Consider the following 17121-nt stretch of genomic DNA (forward strand, 5'->3'; position numbering starts at 1 on the left):
GATACCGACACCGTCGTCGATCCTCGACCTTGCCGTGTGTTCTGCTTCCGAATGAAAGCAGGAATATCGACGTCGCGCTCGGTTGCCAAGCCAGTCTTGTGCACCCGAAGCGCGAGAGATTCTGTCGGGTAATGATATTCATACATCCGCGCAATCGCTCCGTAACGCAGTCGCCTCTAGCCTCGACGTGATAGTACTTCCATTCAGAATAATAATGACGACGGCCGCGGGGCCAGAGGAGACAGCATGCGACACGGAGACATCTCATCGAGTCCGGACACGGTCGGCGTCGCGGTGGTGAACTACAAGATGCCGCGCCTGCACACCAAAGCCGAGGTGCTCGAAAATGCACAGAAGATCGCCGACATGGTGGTCGGCATGAAGACAGGTCTACCCGGCATGGACCTCGTCGTGTTCCCCGAATACTCGACGATGGGGATCATGTACGACAACGACGAGATGTACGAGACCGCCGCGACGATCCCCGGTGACGAGACCGACATCTTTGCCAAGGCCTGCCGCGATGCGCGCACCTGGGGCGTCTTCTCGATCACCGGTGAACGCCACGAGGAACATCCGAACAAGCCGCCGTACAACACCCTCGTCCTGATCAACGACGACGGCGAGATAGTCCAGAAGTACCGCAAGATCCTGCCGTGGACGCCGATCGAGGGGTGGTACCCCGGCGGTCAGACATATGTCACCGATGGACCGAAGGGTATGAAGATCTCGCTGATCATCTGCGACGACGGCAACTACCCCGAGATCTGGCGCGACTGCGCGATGAAGGGCGCCGAGCTGATCGTGCGTCCGCAGGGCTACATGTATCCCGCCAAGGATCAGCAGGTACTGATGGCCAGGGCGATGGCATGGGCCAACAACTGCTACGTCGCGGTGGCGAACGCCACCGGATGGGACGGTGTCTACACCTACTTCGGGCACAGCTCGATCATCGGATTCGACGGCAGGACTCTCGGCGAGTGCGGCGAGGAGGACTACGGCATCCAGTATGCGCAGCTGTCGTTGTCGACGATCCGCGATGCCCGTAAGTACGACCAGTCGCAGAACCACCTGTTCAAGCTGCTCCACCGCGGTTACACCGGCGTGCTCGCAGGCGGCGACGGAGACAAGGGAGTGGCCGACTGTCCGTTCGACTTCTACAAGAACTGGGTGAACGACGCCGAGGCAACGCAAGCGGCCGTCGAGGCGATCACCCGGGACACCGTCGGTGTCGCCGAATGCCCTGTCTACGATCTGCCGACAGAGAAGACCATGGAGGTGTGATGCCGCGCTGAGGGCCTCGGGCGACCCTCACCAACCCCGCGGATTGGGCGGTGCCGACCAGCCGGTGCTGCGACCACTGCGGCGGTGCGCGCCACCCTGCGCGGATGAATTACGCGCAGGGTGGTCGACGGGCCGGATCGGGCGGTCCGTGGTCGGGATCTCGGCAGTGTCGTCGAGTTGCTCTTCAAGGGGCAGCGCGCCGGCGGAGAGATCGTAGGAGTCGAGATCGAGCAGACGCGCGTGGATGATGTGCCGATTCCGCAGCGCCGAGCGCACCGCGCGGTGTAGTCCGTCCTCGAGGTAGAGCTCGCCCTGCCACCGCACGACGTGGGAGAAGAGGTCGCCGTAGAACGTCGAATCCTCGCTGAGAAGCTTGTCCAGTGCGAGCACCGTGGTGACCGTGACGAGCTCGTCCAGGCGCAGCTGGCGAGGGGGGATCTTCGCCCAGCCGCGCACGGACAAATTGTGATCGGGGTAGGGCTTTCCCTCGCGTACACCCTTGAAGATCATCCCGGCGCTCTCTCTGTCATTCCTCGGGCCGCGTCGTCTGCGATGACGGTGCGTGCCGCGATCCATCGGATCGACGTCGGTCGTCACCTAGGATGGATACGACCAACTGTATTGGCCAGACGATGTTGCCCCCAGACGGTGACGGTTCGAGACGGTGATGGCTCGAGACGATTCCGCCGGCCCGGGCCGTCGTGGACCGAGTGTATTTGTCCGACCGTAGTGGAGAGTAGGCCCCGAGGAGGTGCGGCGAAGGTGTCGGCGACCGACGATCGACGATTCGAGGTGCTGCGAGCCATCGTGACCGATTACGTGGACACGCAGGAGCCGATCGGTTCGAAGGCACTGGTGGAACGTCATCACCTCGGGGTATCGAGCGCTACGGTGCGCAACGACATGGCGGTACTCGAGGCCGAGGGATACATTGCGCAGCCACACACCAGTTCCGGTCGGGTTCCGACGGATAAGGGCTACCGCATGTTCGTCGACCGGATCAGCGAGATCAAGCCGCTCTCGGCGGCGGAACGTCGCGCGATCCTGTCGGTGCTCGACCGCGGCGTCGATCTCGACGACGTCCTGCGCCGTTCGGTCCGACTGCTGGCGCAACTAACCCGGCAGGTGGCCGTGATCCAATATCCGGTGCTCTCCACGGCGACCGTGCGCCACCTGGAGGTGGTCACGCTCTCGCCGTCGCGTCTGCTGCTCGTCGTCATCACCGACACCGGCCGCGTCGAGCAGCGCATGGTCGCTCTCGGCGACGATCGGTCGGAGGACGAGATCGCCCGGCTCCGCGACATGTTCTCGGCAGCGCTGCACGGCAAACGACTCGAGGAGGCCTCGGCTGCCGTCGCCGAGTTGGCCAACGAAGCGCCCGACGACATCCGGGACGAGGTCATCAGGGTGGCCACCGTGCTCGTCGAAACTCTCGTCGAGCGTGGAGTCGACCGCCTGGTGCTCGGCGGAACGTCGAACCTCGCGCGGTCGGCCGCCGACTTCGCCGTGCTCAACGGCGGGATGGACACAGTTCTCGAAGCACTCGAAGAGCAGGTCGTGGTGCTCAAACTGCTGGCAACCACGCAGCGTATGGGCAGGGTCACAGTGCAGATCGGCGAAGAGACCCAGGCGGAGAACCTGCGTGGAACGTCTGTGGTGTCCACAGGGTACGGTGCTTCGGGAACGATTTTCGGCAGTGTCGGCGTGGTTGGCCCGACCCGCATGGACTATCCGGGAACAATCGCCTCGGTCGCAGCCGTTGCGAAGTACGTGGGAGAGGTCCTCTCCGAGCGCTGACCTGCGCCGAATCGCCTGTAGGACCCCCCACCCGCAGGATTACTGACACACACGGGATCACTGACATACATACAGAGGACCAGGACGACAAGCGTGGCAACTGACTACTACGGAATCCTGGGCGTGGCGAAGGGCGCCAGCGACCAGGAGATCAAGCGGGCCTACCGCAAGAAGGCTCGTGAACTGCACCCCGACGTGAATCCCAATGAGGAGGAGCGCTTCAAAGAGGTCACCACCGCCTATGAGGTGCTCAGTGACCCGGAGAAGCGACGCATCGTCGACGCGGGTGGCGATCCGCTCGCCGGCCCGGGTGCTGGTGGATTCGCCGGAGGTTTCGGTGGCGGCGGTCTCGGCGACGTGTTCGAAGCGTTCTTCGGGGGTGGTGCCGGGTTCGGCGGTGGTCGTGGACCGAAGGGGCGTGTACAACCCGGCGAGCCGGCACTCGTGTCGGTGGAACTCACACTCGAGGAGTGCGCGTCCGGGGTCAACAAGGAGATCACCGTCGACACGGCGATCCTGTGCGACGTGTGCCACGGCTCGGGAACCAATGGCGATTCGAAGCCGGTGACCTGCGACATCTGTAAGGGTGCTGGCGAGATCCAGGCGGTGCAACGCTCGATTCTGGGTCAGGTCATGACCGTCCGCGAATGCCCGACCTGCCACGGAACGGGCGAGGTCATCCCTGATCCGTGCCACAAGTGCGGTGGCGATGGCCGCGTGCGTTCGCGGCGCACCATGACCGTGCGCATCCCCGCAGGTATCGAGAGCGGTATGCGCGTCCGCCTGGCAGGCCAGGGCGAGGTCGGCATGGGTGGGGGACCCGCAGGCGACCTGTACGTCGAGGTCTCCGAGCGTCCGCACGACGTCTTCATTCGCGACAAGGACGACCTGCACTGCACGCTGCGCGTGCCCATGGCCGACGCCGCGCTCGGTGCCGAGTTCACCGTCGAATCGATCCTCGGCGACGACATCACCGTCGCCATCGAGCCGGGGACTCAACCCGGCCAGGTGGTCAAGGTCCGCGGGCAGGGTATGCCGCATGTCAACAGTGGTGTGCGCGGCACGCTGCACGTGCATCTCGACGTGCATGTACCGACCAAGCTCGACGCCGGACAGTCGGCGGCGCTCTCGGCGTTTCGCGAGACGTCGGGCGAGCAGATCGATCTGGTCACCACCACGGCTGCCGCGGCACCGGGCGGGCTGTTCTCGCGGCTGCGCAACGCCTTCGCCGGACGCTGACAGGTCACAGCGGAGTGGCACGCCGAGTGGATCGTGAATTGAAAGGTCGACGTCGGTGAGTCCTCCGTTGTTCTGGGTCGACGAGGTGCCTCGCGTGGGCGGTGAGGTCGTGGTCGCCGGCAACGAGGGACGTCACGCCGTGACCGTCACGCGCCTCGGCGTCGGCGAACAACTCCTCGTCGGGGATGGCCGGGGTTCTGTCGCCGACTGCGCGGTCGAGGCGATCCGGTCGAAAGACACGCTTGTTGCGCGCGCTCACGGGTACACGTTCATCGACCGGCCGCGCCCGACAGTCACGGTGATCCAGGCGCTCCCGAAAGGCGAGCGCTCTGAGCTCGCCGTCGACCTCGCGACGGAGGCGGGTGCGGATCGCATCGTGCCCTGGCAGTCCGCGCGATGCGTTGCGCGATGGACTGGCAAGGCGGACAAGGGAATTGCGAAGTGGAAGGCCGCGGCGTCCGCGGCGGCAAAGCAGAGTCGGCGTCCGTGGATTCCCGACATCGGTGAACTGGCGACGACGACGGATGTGCGTGCGATCTGCGCTGAGGTCGCCGCGGACGATGGTGTGGTCGCGGTGCTGCACGAGGACGGAGCCGTGCCGCTGCGGTCGCTACCGCTGGCAGGTGCCTCCCAGATCGCCCTCGTAGTGGGGCCTGAGGGTGGACTCGACGACGCCGAGATCGCCGATCTGACCGCGCTGGGGGCGACGTCGGTGGTCCTGGGGCCACAGGTGCTGCGTACGTCGGCCGCCGCCGCTGTCGCACTGGGAGCAATCGGCGTGCTCACCGATCGGTGGGAGCGGTGAAGCGCTGCGCGGTGCACCGCTCGAAGATCGCGTACGGCGGTGAGCCCTCGCAGTTCGGTCACCTCTACCACGTGGCGAGCCCCGACGACCGTCCGGACCGGATGCGCCCGGTGGTCCTCGTACACGGCGGCTACTGGACCACAGAGTTCAGCCTGACCATCGAATCGGCGATCGCGCGACAGTACGCGGAGCGGGGCGCATTGGTGTGGAACGTCGAGTATCGACGCATCGGTGAGAAGGGTGCCGGATGGCCCGCCACGGGAACCGACGTCCGATCCGCGATCGAGGCGCTCGATACCGAGATTCCCGACGCACTCGAACCCGACCTGCGGGCGTGTGTCGACTGGACCGATGTGGCTGTAGTCGGGCACTCCGCCGGTGGTCAACTCGCGCTCTGGTCGGTCGCGCAACTGCGAGCGAAGACGGCGGCGACGACGATCACCACGGTCGTCGCGCAGGCAGCGGCACTGGATCTCGTAGGTGCAGGTCGTGCCGCGCGACCCTCGGTCGAGGGCCTGATGGGAGGGCCGTACGACGCCACGCCCGAACGCTACCGGCAGGCCTCGCCGATCGAACAGGAGCCGTTCGACGCGCACATCGTCGCCATTCACGGCACGCTCGACACCGCGATTCCGGTCGACGGCAGCCGCCACTACGTTGACACAGTGAGTTCCCGCGGACAATCCGCGGAGCTTATCGTGGTGCCCGACGAAGGTCACGACGCCTTCGTCGATCCCCGGAGCGTCTGCAATCGGCAGACGCTGCGAACTCTGGGCATCTGAGGGTATCCAACCTTCACTGCATGTCGCTGTCTGCTGCCGCGTCGTACGAGTGACGGGCTATCTCGATCCGTTCGATGTTCTCGTAGGCCCAGACGCGTACGCGCACCACTACGTCAGACAGTGAAATTCCCAGCGCGGTAAGTGAATACGTGACCTGTGGTGGCGTCGTGGGTGCAACGGCGCGGTCGACGAGGCCGTCACGCTCGAGTCCGCGGAGCGTCTGTGTGAGCATCCGCTGGCTGATTCCCTCGACGGCTCGCTGCAGTTCGCGGAAGCGATGAGGGCGCTGGGACAACGCGTACAGAACAAGCAGAGTCCACTTGTCACCCAGTCGGTAGACGACCTGGCGGGTCGGACATGCCTCCGCGAGCAGGTCGTAGCCGGTGAGCCCTGTTGCCATCGCTGATTCTTTCGCGACCACTTTGCTTCGCCCTCTCGCCGCTGTCGGCATCAGTGGTTACCAAATAGTGCCTACTTACTATTTCATACCATGCCTGTCATCGTAAAAGGACGAATCGATCGTGCATCCGGGCGCGATACGACGAGACGAGGGGACAGACGATGCGAGCGTTGATCAGCGATGACGCGGGATCGGTGACGATCGGTTATGTCGAGGAACCCACTCATGGCCAGCGGCAGGCGTTGATCGAGGTGCAAGCCATATCGATAAATCGAGGAGAGACGTTCCTGTTGGAGGCGCCAGCACCCCGCTGGCGTCCCGGAAAGGACATAGCGGGAGTCGTCATCGAATCTGCGGCGGACGGGAGTGGTCCCGCAGCGGGTACGAGGGTCGTGGCGCACGTCGGCGAAGCAGGCTGGGCAGACCTGGTCGCAGTCGACACTGATCGCATGGTCGCTCTACCCGACGGGGTGTCCGTCGAAGTGGCTGCCGCGCTCCCGCTCGCGGGGTTGACCGCATTGCGCCTCGGTCGCGCGGCGGGGTTGGCTCCCGGCACATCGCTCCTAGTCACCGGTGCCAGCGGAGGCGTCGGCCACTACCTCGCTGAGATCGCGGCTGGTTGCGGTGCACTGATGACCGCGGTGGTCGCGTCGACGGCGCGCGGCGGACGACTGCGTGAGTTCGGCGCAACCACGCTGCTCGACCTCGAGGACGCCCGCAGCGGATTCGACGTCGGGCTCGACTCGGTCGGCGGCAACTCGCTCGGCAAGTTGCGGCGTCGCGTGACACCGGAAGGACGGGTCATCTGGTTCGGCCAGGCGAGCCGGGAACCGGCGACGCTCGACTTCTTCGACTGGGTCAACGGTACGGTCGGCGCGCCTGTCATCTCGTTCGACTACACGGCGAGCGACCGGCCGATCGGCCGGGATCTGGCCACACTGGTCGGGCTGGTCGGCAGCGGGCGACTGCATCCGGTTCTCGATGAGGTGCGGACGATCGCCGATGCTGCCGAATCCATCGCCGCATTGCGCGAACGTCGCATCGTGGGAAACCTCGTGTTGAAGTGGGGCTGAGGTGACCACCACGACAAACTCGTCGACCGAGAACACCGGCTCTTGTGTTCACAAGGCGTTGTTCTTGTGACGCTCGTCATCCGTAAAAAGGCTTGCCGAACGCCGACACCGACCAGACCTCGACGATCCGACCCTCGCGCACACGAAGGATGTCTGTGCCACTGATCCGAATCTCGGGGTGTTCAGCATCAGCGGGGATCACTGCCAGGTACGGCCGGGCGACGTGGTAGCTCTCGTCGCCGTCGACCGACACAACTGCAGGCCCCTCAGCCTGGTAGTGGATGCCAGGGCGGTCTGCTCGGAAAGCCGCTACGTGGTCGGTGAACGTGTCGGCGTCGGAGATCTGGTTGATTTCCTCCGCTCCGACCTGCGCATATCGCAGCACGAATGTCGGTGCCATCAGATCCGCTGCGTGGAGCTCACCGTTCCAGAATTGGGCCCAGCGGTCGTAGAGGGCGATTCCGGCGGCGGTGTCGGTGACGTTGGGGGTGACACTGGTGGGCATAGGTGCTCCTCGATAGTCGATGAAGTAAAACGAGACCACAGCGTCTCTGGATGAACAGGCGTCTGGTGGAAGAACCTCGCCATCGCAAACGCTACTCGTGGGGTATGACAGGACCGGCTCCGCGGAATAATGCCTGCTGATCCACTATCGGGGCGCGATAGACTGGTAGCGGATACAGTCCCGTTTGTATCCCCGATTCTCGATCGAACCCAGGAGTGATTGCATACGTGAGTGACGGCACCCCCGACGTGAACGCGCCGAACAGCGGAACATCAGGGGGCAGACCTGTGGTCACCTCCAACGTGGAAATCTCTCCCGAGGTGGTTTTCGGTCTGCTCGGGGCCAGTGACATCAACCTGCGCACCCTGGAGAAACTTCTCCCCGCCGACATCCATGTCCGCGGCAACCAGGTGACGCTCAGCGGTCAGCAGGCCGACGTCGCGGCGTCGGAAAGAGTTGTCGCCGAACTGGCCGACCTGGTGGGACGCGGAACCCCGCTGACCCCCGACCTCGTGCGCCACAGCGTGTCCATGTTGAGCGAGGGATCGGCGGAGTCGCCTGCTGAGGTGTTGTCACTCGACATCATCTCCCGCCGCGGAAAGACGATCCGCCCCAAGACGCTCAATCAGAAGAAGTACGTCGACGCCATCGACAACAACACGATCGTGTTCGGCCTCGGACCAGCAGGAACGGGCAAGACGTACCTTGCGATGGCCAAGGCCGTGCAGGCGCTGCAGGGCAAAGCGGTCAACCGCATCATCCTCACTCGCCCCGCTGTCGAGGCGGGGGAGCGACTCGGCTTTCTTCCGGGAACGCTCAGCGAGAAGATCGACCCGTACCTGCGTCCCCTCTACGACGCGTTGCACGACATGATCGACCCTGAGTCGATACCGAAACTCATGGCGGCGGGCGTCATCGAGGTCGCGCCTCTCGCATACATGCGTGGACGGACGTTGAATGACGCCTTCATCATCCTCGACGAGGCGCAGAACACCACGAGCGAGCAGATGAAGATGTTCCTGACCCGTCTCGGGTTCGGATCGAAAGTTGTTGTCACCGGCGATGTCACGCAGGTCGACCTTCCCGGCGGAGCACAGAGCGGCCTCAACGCCGCGACACGCATTCTCGAGGGCATCGACGACATCCACTTCTCGCACCTGAACAGCTCCGACGTCGTGCGTCATCGACTTGTGGCCGACATCGTCGACGCGTACGGCCGCGACGACGAGGCACACCGTTCGTCGGGTCGATTGCGTGACGCGGGCGTGCAAGGCGGCAATCGTGCGGCTCGACGCGCCGCCGGAGGGGGACGACGCTCATGAGTATCGAACTCGCCAACGAGTCGGGCGTCGAGGCCCCGGCGGAACTGATCATCGGTGCGGCACGGTTCGCCGTGGGCGCGATGGATGTCAATCCGGCAGCCGAGCTCTCGCTGCTGTTGGTCGACGAGGACACGATGGCCGACATGCACGTCCAGTGGATGGATCTGCCCGGCCCGACCGACGTCATGAGCTTCCCGATGGACGAACTCGTCCCCGGCGGCCGCCCGGACGCCGCGGAACCTGGTCCGGCGATCCTCGGCGACATCGTGATCTGTCCCGCTTTCGCGAAGCGCCAAGCCAAAGAGGCACGACGCTCCTTCGACCACGAACTCGCAATGCTCACGATCCACGGTGTCCTGCACCTCCTCGGCTACGACCACGCCGAGCCGGAGGAGGAGAAGGAGATGTTCGGGCTGCAGAACAGCATCCTCGAAGAGTTCTACGCCGAACGTCACCGCATAGCGCAGGTACAGCGTCAGTCCGACCGTGACACCAAACTGTTGACCAACATCGGTTTCTCTGACATCGCGTCGGTCGACGCGGCTCCCGACGTCCCCGACCCGGGACACACCCCGCCCAAGGACACGTGACCTTGTCGCAAGACATCTGGTTCCTCATCGTCGCTCTCCTCTTGCTCGCTGCCGCAGGTTTGTTCGCGGCCGTCGACACCGCCGTGTCGACGGTGTCGATCGCTCGTGTCGAAGACATGGTCAAAGAGCAGCGCGCCGGAGCGCGCAGGCTCGTCTCGGTGCTCGACGCGCGCGCCACCTACGTCGGTCTCGCCGTGTTCCTGCGCGTCGCCTGCGAGACGGCGTCGGTTGCACTCGCCGCCGTCGCGGCGGTCGATGCGCTCGGGGTCGGGTGGGGGCTGGTCGTCACGATCGCGGGCATGACCGTGCTCTCCTATATCGCGGCAGGTGTCGGACCTCGCACGCTGGGCAGGCAACACGCCTACAGTGTCGCGCTGGCCTCTGCGGTGTTCCTGCAGGCGCTCGGTGTGCTGCTGACACCGGTCACCCGACTTCTCATCCTCATCGGCAACGCATTGACCCCCGGACGCGGATACCGCAACGGTCCGTTCGCCACCGAGGTCGAGTTACGCGAGGTCGTCGACCTCGCGGAGGCAAGCGGAGTGGTGGCGGCAGATGAGCGCCGGATGATCCAATCCGTCTTCGACCTCGGCGACACCAATGCCCGTGAGGTGATGGTCCCGCGCACCGAGATGATCTGGATCGAAGACGACAAGACCGTTGCGCAGGCGCTGAATCTCGCACTGCGGTCCGGACATTCGCGCATACCCGTGATCGGCGAGAACCCCGACGACGTGCTCGGGGTGCTGTATCTCAAAGACCTCGCGTCGACACTGAATGCGGGAGAACCGATCACGGTCATCCGGGCGCGAGATCTCATGCGTCCGGCCGAGTTCATGCCCGACTCGAAGCCACTCGACAAGGTGCTCGCAGACATGCAGCGCACCCGCAACCACATGGCGCTCCTGGTCGACGAGTATGGCGGCATCGCAGGCCTGGTCACCATCGAGGACGTGCTCGAGGAGATCGTCGGTGAGATCACCGACGAGTACGACACCGACGAGGTCGCCCCCATCGAAGATCTCGGCGATGGCAGCATTCGGGTGTCGGCCCGACTGCCCGTCGAGGATCTCGGCGAGCTCTTCGACATCGAGATCGACGACGATGAGGTCGAAACCGTCGGCGGACTCGTCGGGCTGGAGTTGGGCCGCGTGCCGCTGCCGGGTGCCGACGTCGAATCCCACGGGCTGCGGCTTGTCGCAGAGGGAGGCCCCAATCATCAAGGGCGCCAACGCATCACTACTGTGTTGGTGACCAAGTTGCCGTCTGCGGACGATGACGATGCAGACGTGGTGTCGCGCGATGACGACGACTCACGACGTGATCGACGCAGCGGTGACGCCCGCTCGGACTCCGACGCAGGCGCGCTCCGTCGAGTGCGTGACGCCGACGCCGACACCGATGGGGAATACTCAGAGCGGAACGGCTCGGACCGCGGCACGTCGGTTCACGCACGCAACGGCAAGGATCACAGGTGACCCAGACACTCGACGACGAGGACAACAAACTCGTCGTGCTCGCCAGGGGAGCGCGCGCCCGCGCAGAGACCGCATCGGGTGCGGCGGTTCGCGACGGTGACGGACGGACCTACGCCGGAGCCGACGTCGAGACGCGCTCGCTGCAGTTGACAGGTCTTCAGGTCGCGCTCGCAACGGCGCTCGGCAGCGGAGCGGGCGAGTTCGAGGCCGCCGTCGTCGTCGGCGGCCGAGCAGACGATCCCGGGCTGGCAACCCTGCACGAGATCAGCCCGTCGGCGCCTCTGATCGTCGCCGATCCAAGCGGCGCCGTCGTCGATCGCGTCGAGTCATGAGCGACGAATTCCGCTCAGGATTCGTCTGTTTCGTCGGCAGGCCCAACACGGGGAAGTCGACGCTGACGAACGCCCTCGTCGGCGAGAAGATCGCGATCACGTCGAATCGTCCGCAGACCACTCGGCACACCATTCGCGGAATCGTGAACCGGCCAGACGCGCAGTTGATCATCGTCGACACGCCTGGCCTGCATCGACCGCGTACGCTGCTCGGGCAGCGACTCAACGATCTCGTCCGCGACACCTACTCGGAGGTCGACGTGATCGGGATCTGCATCCCGGCCGACGAGGCGATCGGTCCCGGTGACCGTTGGATCGTGTCGCAGGTGCGACAGATGGCGCCCAAGACGACGGTGCTCGGCGTCGTGACGAAGATCGACCGCGTCACGCCGGACAAGGTCGCGGCCCAACTGCTCGCACTGAGTGAGCTGCTCGGCAGCGAGTCAGAGGTCGTGCCGGTGTCGGCGACCAGCGGCGCGCAGCTCGACGTTCTCACAGACGTTCTCGTCTCGCTGATGGAACCGGGCCCCGCGTTCTATCCCGACGGCGAGCTGACCGACGAACCCGAGCAGGTCCTGATGGCGGAGTTCATCCGCGAGGCCGCCCTCGAGGGAGTGCACGATGAGTTGCCGCACTCGCTGGCGGTCGTGATCGAGGAGGTCATCCCGCGCGAGGACCGACGCCCCGATCAGGCACCGATGGTCGACGTCCACGCGATTCTCTACGTGGAGCGCGACAGCCAGAAGGGCATCATCATCGGACACAAGGGTTCGCGTCTGAAGCAGGTTGGCACCACCGCTCGGACGCAGATCGAAAATCTACTCGGCGTGAAGGTCTACCTGGATCTACACGTGAAAGTGGCAAAGGACTGGCAGCGAGACCCCAAACAGCTGGGACGAATGGGCTTCTGACGGCCGATCTCTTCAGGAGGTACGACGGTGGGCAAGCATGAGGGATCGGACGAAACGGCACCAGCCGACTCGGTCGATTCGACGCAGGACAGTCACGATCAGAACAGTCACGGCGGAGGCACTCGCACCGACGAGAGTCGCACCGAGCAGACCGGCGCTGACGGCTACCCGCACGAGGAGCAGGCGGTCAGCACCATCTCCGAGGTGCTCGGTGCGCCCAAGTTCTGGCTACTCCCGGTGTTGCTCGTCGTCGTCATCATGTCGTTCATGGCGGCGCTGTACATGGGCGCGATCGCCGATCCCGAACGCAATCTGCACGATTTCCCGATCGCCTTGTCCAACCAGGACAACGGCGGCGAGGTCCCTAACGCCGACGGCGGCACCGACAAACAGAATTACGGCGATCAGATAGCCAAGGGCATCATCGACGAGGCGGCGAAGAGTGGAATCGCGGTGCACAAGACCGACCGCACCACCGCGCTGAACGAGTTGAACACGGGCAAGGTCTACGGCGTCGTGATCATCAGCCCGAACTTCACCAACAAGGCTGTGGCACTTGGCCAATCGGCGGTACTGCAGGCCAAGCCCGAGAAGCTGCCGATCGACATCTACATCAATCGCGGGTCGGGAACCTTCGCCTCGGCTATCACGACGACATTCTCTGAGCGGGTGTCGACACAGGTCAACAAGCAGGTGGGCGACCAGCTCACTCAGTCGGTCAGAGAGCAACTCGCCAAGGCCGACGTACCGTTCAGCGGCGCAGCCCAGCTCGCGCTCTCGCAGCCGGTGGACGTGCAGACCGTCGAACCCAATCCGCTGCCCGAAGGCTCCGGAAACGGATTGTCGGCGTTCTACTACACACTGCTGCTGATTCTCGCCGGTTTCACCGGCGCGATGATGGTGAGCATCGTGGTCGACGCCGCGCTCGGCCAGACGCCCATCGAATTCGGCCCGTTCTACCAACTGCGTCTGCGACTGCCGATCTCGCGCTGGGGAACCCTCGCCGCCAAGTGGACGATCATGTTGCTGATCGCGTTCATCCAGTCGGCGCTCTACATCGGCGTCTGTACGGCGGTCGGGACCTCGTTACCGAACGCGTTTGTGTTGTGGACGTATTCGGTATTGGTGATCTTTGCCGTCGGTGTGTCGGCGGCGTCGGCGATGGCCGTCTTCGGAAACCCGGGTCTGATCTTGAATCTGGTGTTCTTCGTGATCCTCGGTCTGCCGTCGTCTGGCGGCACCGTGCCGCTGGAGGCCAGTCCACGACTGTTCGCCTGGATCGCGTCGGTCGAGCCGATGCATCTGGTGTACCTCGGTGTTCGCTCGATCCTGTACTTCGATGCCGACTGGGACGCCGGCCTCGGCCGGGCCGTGATCCAGACGATCATCGGATTGATCGTGGGCGGACTGCTCGGCTGGGCGGGAACCAAGTTCTACGACCACAAGGGCTGGCATCGCTTCCCTGGCGGCATGCGACTGACGCCGCGGATGGCCAAGCTCTTCGACGGCGGAAGCGGCAGCCTCCCGACGATCACCACGCCTGCACCCCAGCACGTGGCCGGGGTCGCAGGCGCCAGCGCCCGCAAGCGAGAGGCGACGGCAGGCACTCATGTCGGCTCCCACGAGCGTGAGCCGGACGACTCCCGAAGTGGCAGTGGTTAGCGGCATGTCTCGGCGGGCCATGTCGGTCGCCGGTGGAACAATGGCACGGTGAGGTTCTACCAGGATGAAGCGGTTGTGCTGCGCCAGCACAAGCTCGGTGAGGCCGACCGCATCATCACGTTGCTGACCGCGGAGCACGGATTGGTGCGTGCGGTCGCCAAGGGAGTGCGACGGACGAGGTCGAAGTTCGGTGCCCGGTTGGAACCGTTCGCCCACGTCGACGTGCACCTCTATCCGGGACGCAACCTCGACGTCGTCACACAGGTCCATTCGATCCACGCGTTCGCCGACGCGATCGTCGCCGACTACGCCCGCTACACCACGGCGTGCGCCGTCCTCGAGACCGCGGAACGCCTTGCCGGTGAGGAACGTGCTCCCGCTGCGCAGTTGCACCGCCTCACCGTCGGTGCTCTCGAGGCGCTGGCAGATGATCGACGGCCGGGAGGGCTGATCCTCGACGCCTTTCTGCTCAGGGCAATGCACTGTGCAGGCTGGATGCCCGCGTTGGATGTGTGTGCACGCTGCGCTTCGCCTGGCCCGCATCGCGCGTTCCACGTCGCTGCCGGTGGTGCGGTGTGCCTGCACTGTCGTCCGCCGGGAGCCGCGACCCCGTCGCCCGGCGTCCTCGACCTCATGGACTCCTTGTACCGGGGGCAGTGGGAACACACCGCGGACGCGACCGAATCGCTACGACGTCAAGCCAGCGGATTGGTCGCCGCGCATCTGCAATGGCATCTCGAGCGCCAATTGCGCACCCTGCCGCTCATCGAACGCGCAACCCCTCATAGTCTGGTTTCACCGAACGTGAGAGGAGCCGGCGATGGCGCTACGGTCGCGGTCCGCGGCTCGGGATGAACGGGCAAAGCAAGCCGCAGCACAGGAACGACGCGCGGTTCGTCCACCCGACCCGCATCCGAGCGGTGCCACGCCGCCCGCACTGCCCGCCGAACTGATCCCACGCCACGTCGCGCTCGTGATGGATGGCAACGGCCGGTGGGCAACCGAGCGTGGACTGCCGCGCACCGAGGGGCACAAGCGTGGCGAGGCGGTCCTCATGGACACCGTCTGTGGCTGCATCGAGATGGGCGTGACGTGGTTGTCGGCCTACGCGTTCTCGACGGAGAACTGGTCGCGCAGCCCCGACGAGGTCCGGTTTCTGATGGGCTTCAACCGCGACGTGATCCGACGCCGTCGCGATGAGATGAACGAGATGGGCGTGCGCGTGCGCTGGGCCGGACGCCGACCACGGCTGTGGCGCAGCGTGATCAAAGAACTCGAAGTGGCCGAGGAACTGACCAGGGACAACACGGTCATGACCCTCACCATGTGCGTGAACTATGGCGGACGAGCCGAAATCGCCGATGCGGCAAAGGAGATCGCTCGACGCGCCGCGGCGGGTGAACTCGATCCCGAGCGGATCACCGAGGCGTCGTTCGCGAAGTATCTCGACGAGCCCGACATGCCCGACGTCGACCTGTTCCTGCGTCCGTCGGGGGAGCAGCGCATCTCGAACTTCCTGCTCTGGCAGTCGGCCTACGCCGAGATGGTCTATCAGGAGAAGCTGTTTCCCGATTTCGATCGCCGCGACCTGTGGGCAGCGTGCGTCGAGTATGCGTCTCGCGACCGTCGCTTCGGCGGCGTGATGACGACGGAGTGAGCGTGAGTAGTCGGTGAGCGATGAGTCGAGCCCGAATCCTTCCGCCGCGCAACAGGTTCTACTCGAAAGAGTGGCCGCACTCCTGACCGAGATCGGCGACGTCACCGACGCCGACCACGAATCGGTAGTTGTGGCCGTCGGCTCGACGCGAGCGTCGGTTCGCGTCATCGCGCTGGCCGACGACCTTCAGGTGGTCTCGGTGACGCAGTTGCTCGCGCTCAACCTTCCCAACACCGACGCGCTCCGTTCCGACGTCGAAGAACTGGACGCGACGCTGAGCTTCGGTCACCTACGACGCTCCGATCTGACCGGCGTCACCACAGATGTGTTGCAGTACTACACGTTTCCGGTCGACGGCCTCACCGACATCCCACTGCTGACGGTGCTGCACATCGTGCTCTCCGGCGGCGACGACATCGCCCGCAAGCTCGTCGACGCGAGCTGAACTCCTCGGAGTGTCAGCGCGCGGCGCGGCAGTCGGCGCACACTCCGAACACCTCAACGGTGTGGTGGATGTCGCTGAATCCGTGTTCTGCCGCGATCTTCGAGGCCCAGCGCTCCACAGGCTCCGCCTGCACCTCGACGGTCGTGCCACAGACGCGGCACACCAGGTGGTGGTGATGCACCGACGAGCAGTGCCGGTAGCGCATCTCGCCCGAACCGTCCCAGAGAGCATCGATCTGACCCGCTTGGCTCAGTGCCTGCAGATTGCGATAGACGGTGGTCAGTCCGATCGATTCGCCACGCGCCTTGAGTTGCTCGTGAAGCTCCTGAGCTGAGCGGAAGTCGTCGCCTTCCGACAGTGCGTCGGCGATTGCCGCGCGCTGCCGGGTGGAACGGATGCCGGTGACGGGACGCTCGCGGCCGGCGGCGTCGTTGGGTGCTGCGGTGTCGGTCGTCGCTGTGGTGTCGGTGCTGCTCATAGGGTCGCTTCGTCGCTGTGGGTAGTCGATGGCGCCGTGGTGTTCGCGGCTTGCGTGTTGGTGCTGGCCGCATCGGGGCCACTCGGCTGCGGCGTCGGTCGAGGCTCGGTCGCGTGTGTGAGGGCGTCGGTGACGATGTGTGCGAGGTGGTCGTCGATCAGCGAGTACATGATCTCGCGGCCGTTGCGTTCACCGCGCACGACGCCCGCGTCCTTCAGTACGCGCAGGTGTTGGCTGACCAGGGGCTGGCTCACGCCGAGCGAGCCGACCAGCTCGTGCACGCAGCGGGCGTCTTCCTGCAGCGCGAGCACGATGGCGATCCGCATGGGCGATGCGAGTGCTCTGAGCAGGTCGCTGGCGG

At 65.0% G+C, this 17121-nt stretch carries 20 protein-coding genes; 15 read left to right on the forward strand and 5 right to left on the reverse strand.

What is annotated here, in order from left to right:
* Nucleotides 1-246 precede the first annotated feature (246 nt).
* Nucleotides 247-1284, forward strand: coding sequence for an aliphatic amidase (locus A5777_RS16015; RefSeq protein ID WP_064863399.1), 1038 nt, complete (start codon nucleotides 247-249; stop codon nucleotides 1282-1284).
* Nucleotides 1285-1311: 27 nt separating this feature from the next.
* Here the strand turns inward: A5777_RS16015 and A5777_RS16020 are convergent, their stop codons facing one another.
* Entirely contained in the window at nucleotides 1312-1794 is a 483-nt protein-coding gene (locus A5777_RS16020) for a type II toxin-antitoxin system VapB family antitoxin (protein ID WP_064863417.1), read from the reverse strand.
* A 252-nt stretch (nucleotides 1795-2046) separates the two neighbouring features.
* Here A5777_RS16020 and hrcA point away from each other — a divergent pair, with 252 nt between their 5' ends.
* The 4 genes from hrcA (at nucleotide 2047) to A5777_RS16040 (ending at nucleotide 5907) form a co-directional block, all read left to right on the forward strand.
* Entirely contained in the window at nucleotides 2047-3081 is a 1035-nt protein-coding gene (gene hrcA, locus A5777_RS16025; RefSeq protein ID WP_064863400.1) for a heat-inducible transcriptional repressor HrcA, read from the forward strand.
* A 93-nt stretch (nucleotides 3082-3174) separates the two neighbouring features.
* On the forward strand, nucleotides 3175-4320 hold the full coding sequence (gene dnaJ / locus A5777_RS16030; protein ID WP_064863401.1) for a molecular chaperone DnaJ: 1146 nt from the start codon (nucleotides 3175-3177) through the stop codon (nucleotides 4318-4320).
* Between the two features lie 55 nt (nucleotides 4321-4375).
* Entirely contained in the window at nucleotides 4376-5125 is a 750-nt protein-coding gene (locus tag A5777_RS16035; RefSeq protein ID WP_064863402.1) for a 16S rRNA (uracil(1498)-N(3))-methyltransferase, read from the forward strand.
* 11 nt (nucleotides 5126-5136) lie between these two features.
* On the forward strand, nucleotides 5137-5907 hold the full coding sequence (locus A5777_RS16040; protein ID WP_064863418.1) for an alpha/beta hydrolase family protein: 771 nt from the start codon (nucleotides 5137-5139) through the stop codon (nucleotides 5905-5907).
* Between the two features lie 13 nt (nucleotides 5908-5920).
* Here the strand turns inward: A5777_RS16040 and A5777_RS16045 are convergent, their stop codons facing one another.
* Nucleotides 5921-6307: a winged helix-turn-helix transcriptional regulator gene (locus A5777_RS16045; protein WP_064863419.1), complete on the reverse strand. Its 387-nt coding sequence runs from the start codon at nucleotides 6305-6307 to the stop codon at nucleotides 5921-5923.
* A gap of 161 nt (nucleotides 6308-6468) precedes the next feature.
* Between A5777_RS16045 and A5777_RS16050 the strand changes: the two genes are divergently transcribed.
* Nucleotides 6469-7380, forward strand: a complete 912-nt coding sequence (locus A5777_RS16050) for a zinc-binding dehydrogenase (RefSeq protein WP_064863403.1) — start codon at nucleotides 6469-6471, stop codon at nucleotides 7378-7380.
* 76 nt (nucleotides 7381-7456) lie between these two features.
* Here A5777_RS16050 and A5777_RS16055 read toward each other — a convergent pair whose 3' ends face one another.
* Nucleotides 7457-7885 (reverse strand): nuclear transport factor 2 family protein, encoded by a 429-nt coding sequence (locus A5777_RS16055; protein ID WP_064863404.1) that lies wholly within the window; start codon nucleotides 7883-7885, stop codon nucleotides 7457-7459.
* A gap of 227 nt (nucleotides 7886-8112) precedes the next feature.
* Here A5777_RS16055 and A5777_RS16060 point away from each other — a divergent pair, with 227 nt between their 5' ends.
* Genes A5777_RS16060 through A5777_RS16100 form a run of 9 tightly spaced genes read left to right on the forward strand, consistent with a single transcriptional unit; the run spans nucleotide 8113 to nucleotide 16282 of the window.
* Nucleotides 8113-9207 (forward strand): PhoH family protein, encoded by a 1095-nt coding sequence (locus A5777_RS16060; protein ID WP_064863420.1) that lies wholly within the window; start codon nucleotides 8113-8115, stop codon nucleotides 9205-9207.
* Nucleotides 9204-9797, forward strand: coding sequence for an rRNA maturation RNase YbeY (gene ybeY, locus A5777_RS16065; protein WP_064863405.1), 594 nt, complete (start codon nucleotides 9204-9206; stop codon nucleotides 9795-9797). The genes A5777_RS16060 and ybeY overlap by 4 nt, the downstream gene beginning before the upstream one ends.
* A gap of 2 nt (nucleotides 9798-9799) precedes the next feature.
* Nucleotides 9800-11275 carry a hemolysin family protein gene (locus A5777_RS16070; RefSeq protein WP_197502396.1) on the forward strand — a complete coding sequence of 492 codons (1476 nt, stop codon included), beginning with the start codon at nucleotides 9800-9802 and terminating at the stop codon, nucleotides 11273-11275.
* Complete coding sequence (locus A5777_RS16075; RefSeq protein ID WP_064863407.1) at nucleotides 11272-11607, forward strand: hypothetical protein; 336 nt, start codon at nucleotides 11272-11274, stop codon at nucleotides 11605-11607. The genes A5777_RS16070 and A5777_RS16075 overlap by 4 nt, the downstream gene beginning before the upstream one ends.
* Complete coding sequence (gene era / locus A5777_RS16080) at nucleotides 11604-12518, forward strand: GTPase Era (RefSeq protein WP_064863408.1); 915 nt, start codon at nucleotides 11604-11606, stop codon at nucleotides 12516-12518. The genes A5777_RS16075 and era overlap by 4 nt, the downstream gene beginning before the upstream one ends.
* A 27-nt stretch (nucleotides 12519-12545) precedes the next feature.
* On the forward strand, nucleotides 12546-14180 hold the full coding sequence (locus tag A5777_RS16085) for a YhgE/Pip domain-containing protein (protein WP_064863409.1): 1635 nt from the start codon (nucleotides 12546-12548) through the stop codon (nucleotides 14178-14180).
* A 48-nt stretch (nucleotides 14181-14228) separates the two neighbouring features.
* Nucleotides 14229-15035, forward strand: a complete 807-nt coding sequence (gene recO, locus A5777_RS16090) for a DNA repair protein RecO (RefSeq protein ID WP_039855844.1) — start codon at nucleotides 14229-14231, stop codon at nucleotides 15033-15035.
* Nucleotides 15001-15837, forward strand: coding sequence for an isoprenyl transferase (locus A5777_RS16095; protein WP_064863410.1), 837 nt, complete (start codon nucleotides 15001-15003; stop codon nucleotides 15835-15837). The genes recO and A5777_RS16095 overlap by 35 nt, the downstream gene beginning before the upstream one ends.
* 13 nt (nucleotides 15838-15850) lie before the next feature.
* Nucleotides 15851-16282, forward strand: a complete 432-nt coding sequence (locus A5777_RS16100) for a hypothetical protein (RefSeq protein WP_064863411.1) — start codon at nucleotides 15851-15853, stop codon at nucleotides 16280-16282.
* A gap of 13 nt (nucleotides 16283-16295) precedes the next feature.
* On the opposite strand, the gene A5777_RS16105 is transcribed toward A5777_RS16100, so the two are convergent.
* Both A5777_RS16105 and A5777_RS16110 read right to left on the reverse strand, forming a co-directional pair.
* Nucleotides 16296-16760 carry a Fur family transcriptional regulator gene (locus A5777_RS16105; RefSeq protein ID WP_064863412.1) on the reverse strand — a complete coding sequence of 155 codons (465 nt, stop codon included), beginning with the start codon at nucleotides 16758-16760 and terminating at the stop codon, nucleotides 16296-16298.
* Nucleotides 16757-17121, reverse strand: a 365-nt coding sequence (locus tag A5777_RS16110; RefSeq protein WP_064863421.1) for an ArsR/SmtB family transcription factor, incomplete at its 5' end; no start/stop codon positions are given. The genes A5777_RS16105 and A5777_RS16110, both read right to left, overlap by 4 nt.

Origin of the sequence: Gordonia sp. 852002-10350_SCH5691597 (genome assembly GCF_001665715.1) — a bacterium.
Taxonomy (GTDB): Bacteria; Actinomycetota; Actinomycetes; order Mycobacteriales; family Mycobacteriaceae; genus Gordonia; species Gordonia sputi.

What these genes read in the sequence shown, in the direction of transcription:
- A5777_RS16015 (WP_064863399.1), top strand. Translation starts at nt 247, where the DNA reads ATGCGACACGGAGACATCTCATCGAGTCCGGACACGGTCGGCGTCGCG.
- A5777_RS16020 (WP_064863417.1), bottom strand. Translation starts at nt 1,794, where the DNA reads ATGATCTTCAAGGGTGTACGCGAGGGAAAGCCCTACCCCGATCACAAT.
- A5777_RS16045 (WP_064863419.1), bottom strand. Translation starts at nt 6,307, where the DNA reads ATGGCAACAGGGCTCACCGGCTACGACCTGCTCGCGGAGGCATGTCCG.
- A5777_RS16050 (WP_064863403.1), top strand. Translation starts at nt 6,469, where the DNA reads ATGCGAGCGTTGATCAGCGATGACGCGGGATCGGTGACGATCGGTTAT.
- A5777_RS16055 (WP_064863404.1), bottom strand. Translation starts at nt 7,885, where the DNA reads ATGCCCACCAGTGTCACCCCCAACGTCACCGACACCGCCGCCGGAATC.
- ybeY (WP_064863405.1), top strand. Translation starts at nt 9,204, where the DNA reads ATGAGTATCGAACTCGCCAACGAGTCGGGCGTCGAGGCCCCGGCGGAA.
- era (WP_064863408.1), top strand. Translation starts at nt 11,604, where the DNA reads ATGAGCGACGAATTCCGCTCAGGATTCGTCTGTTTCGTCGGCAGGCCC.
- A5777_RS16095 (WP_064863410.1), top strand. Translation starts at nt 15,001, where the DNA reads ATGGCGCTACGGTCGCGGTCCGCGGCTCGGGATGAACGGGCAAAGCAA.
- A5777_RS16105 (WP_064863412.1), bottom strand. Translation starts at nt 16,760, where the DNA reads ATGAGCAGCACCGACACCACAGCGACGACCGACACCGCAGCACCCAAC.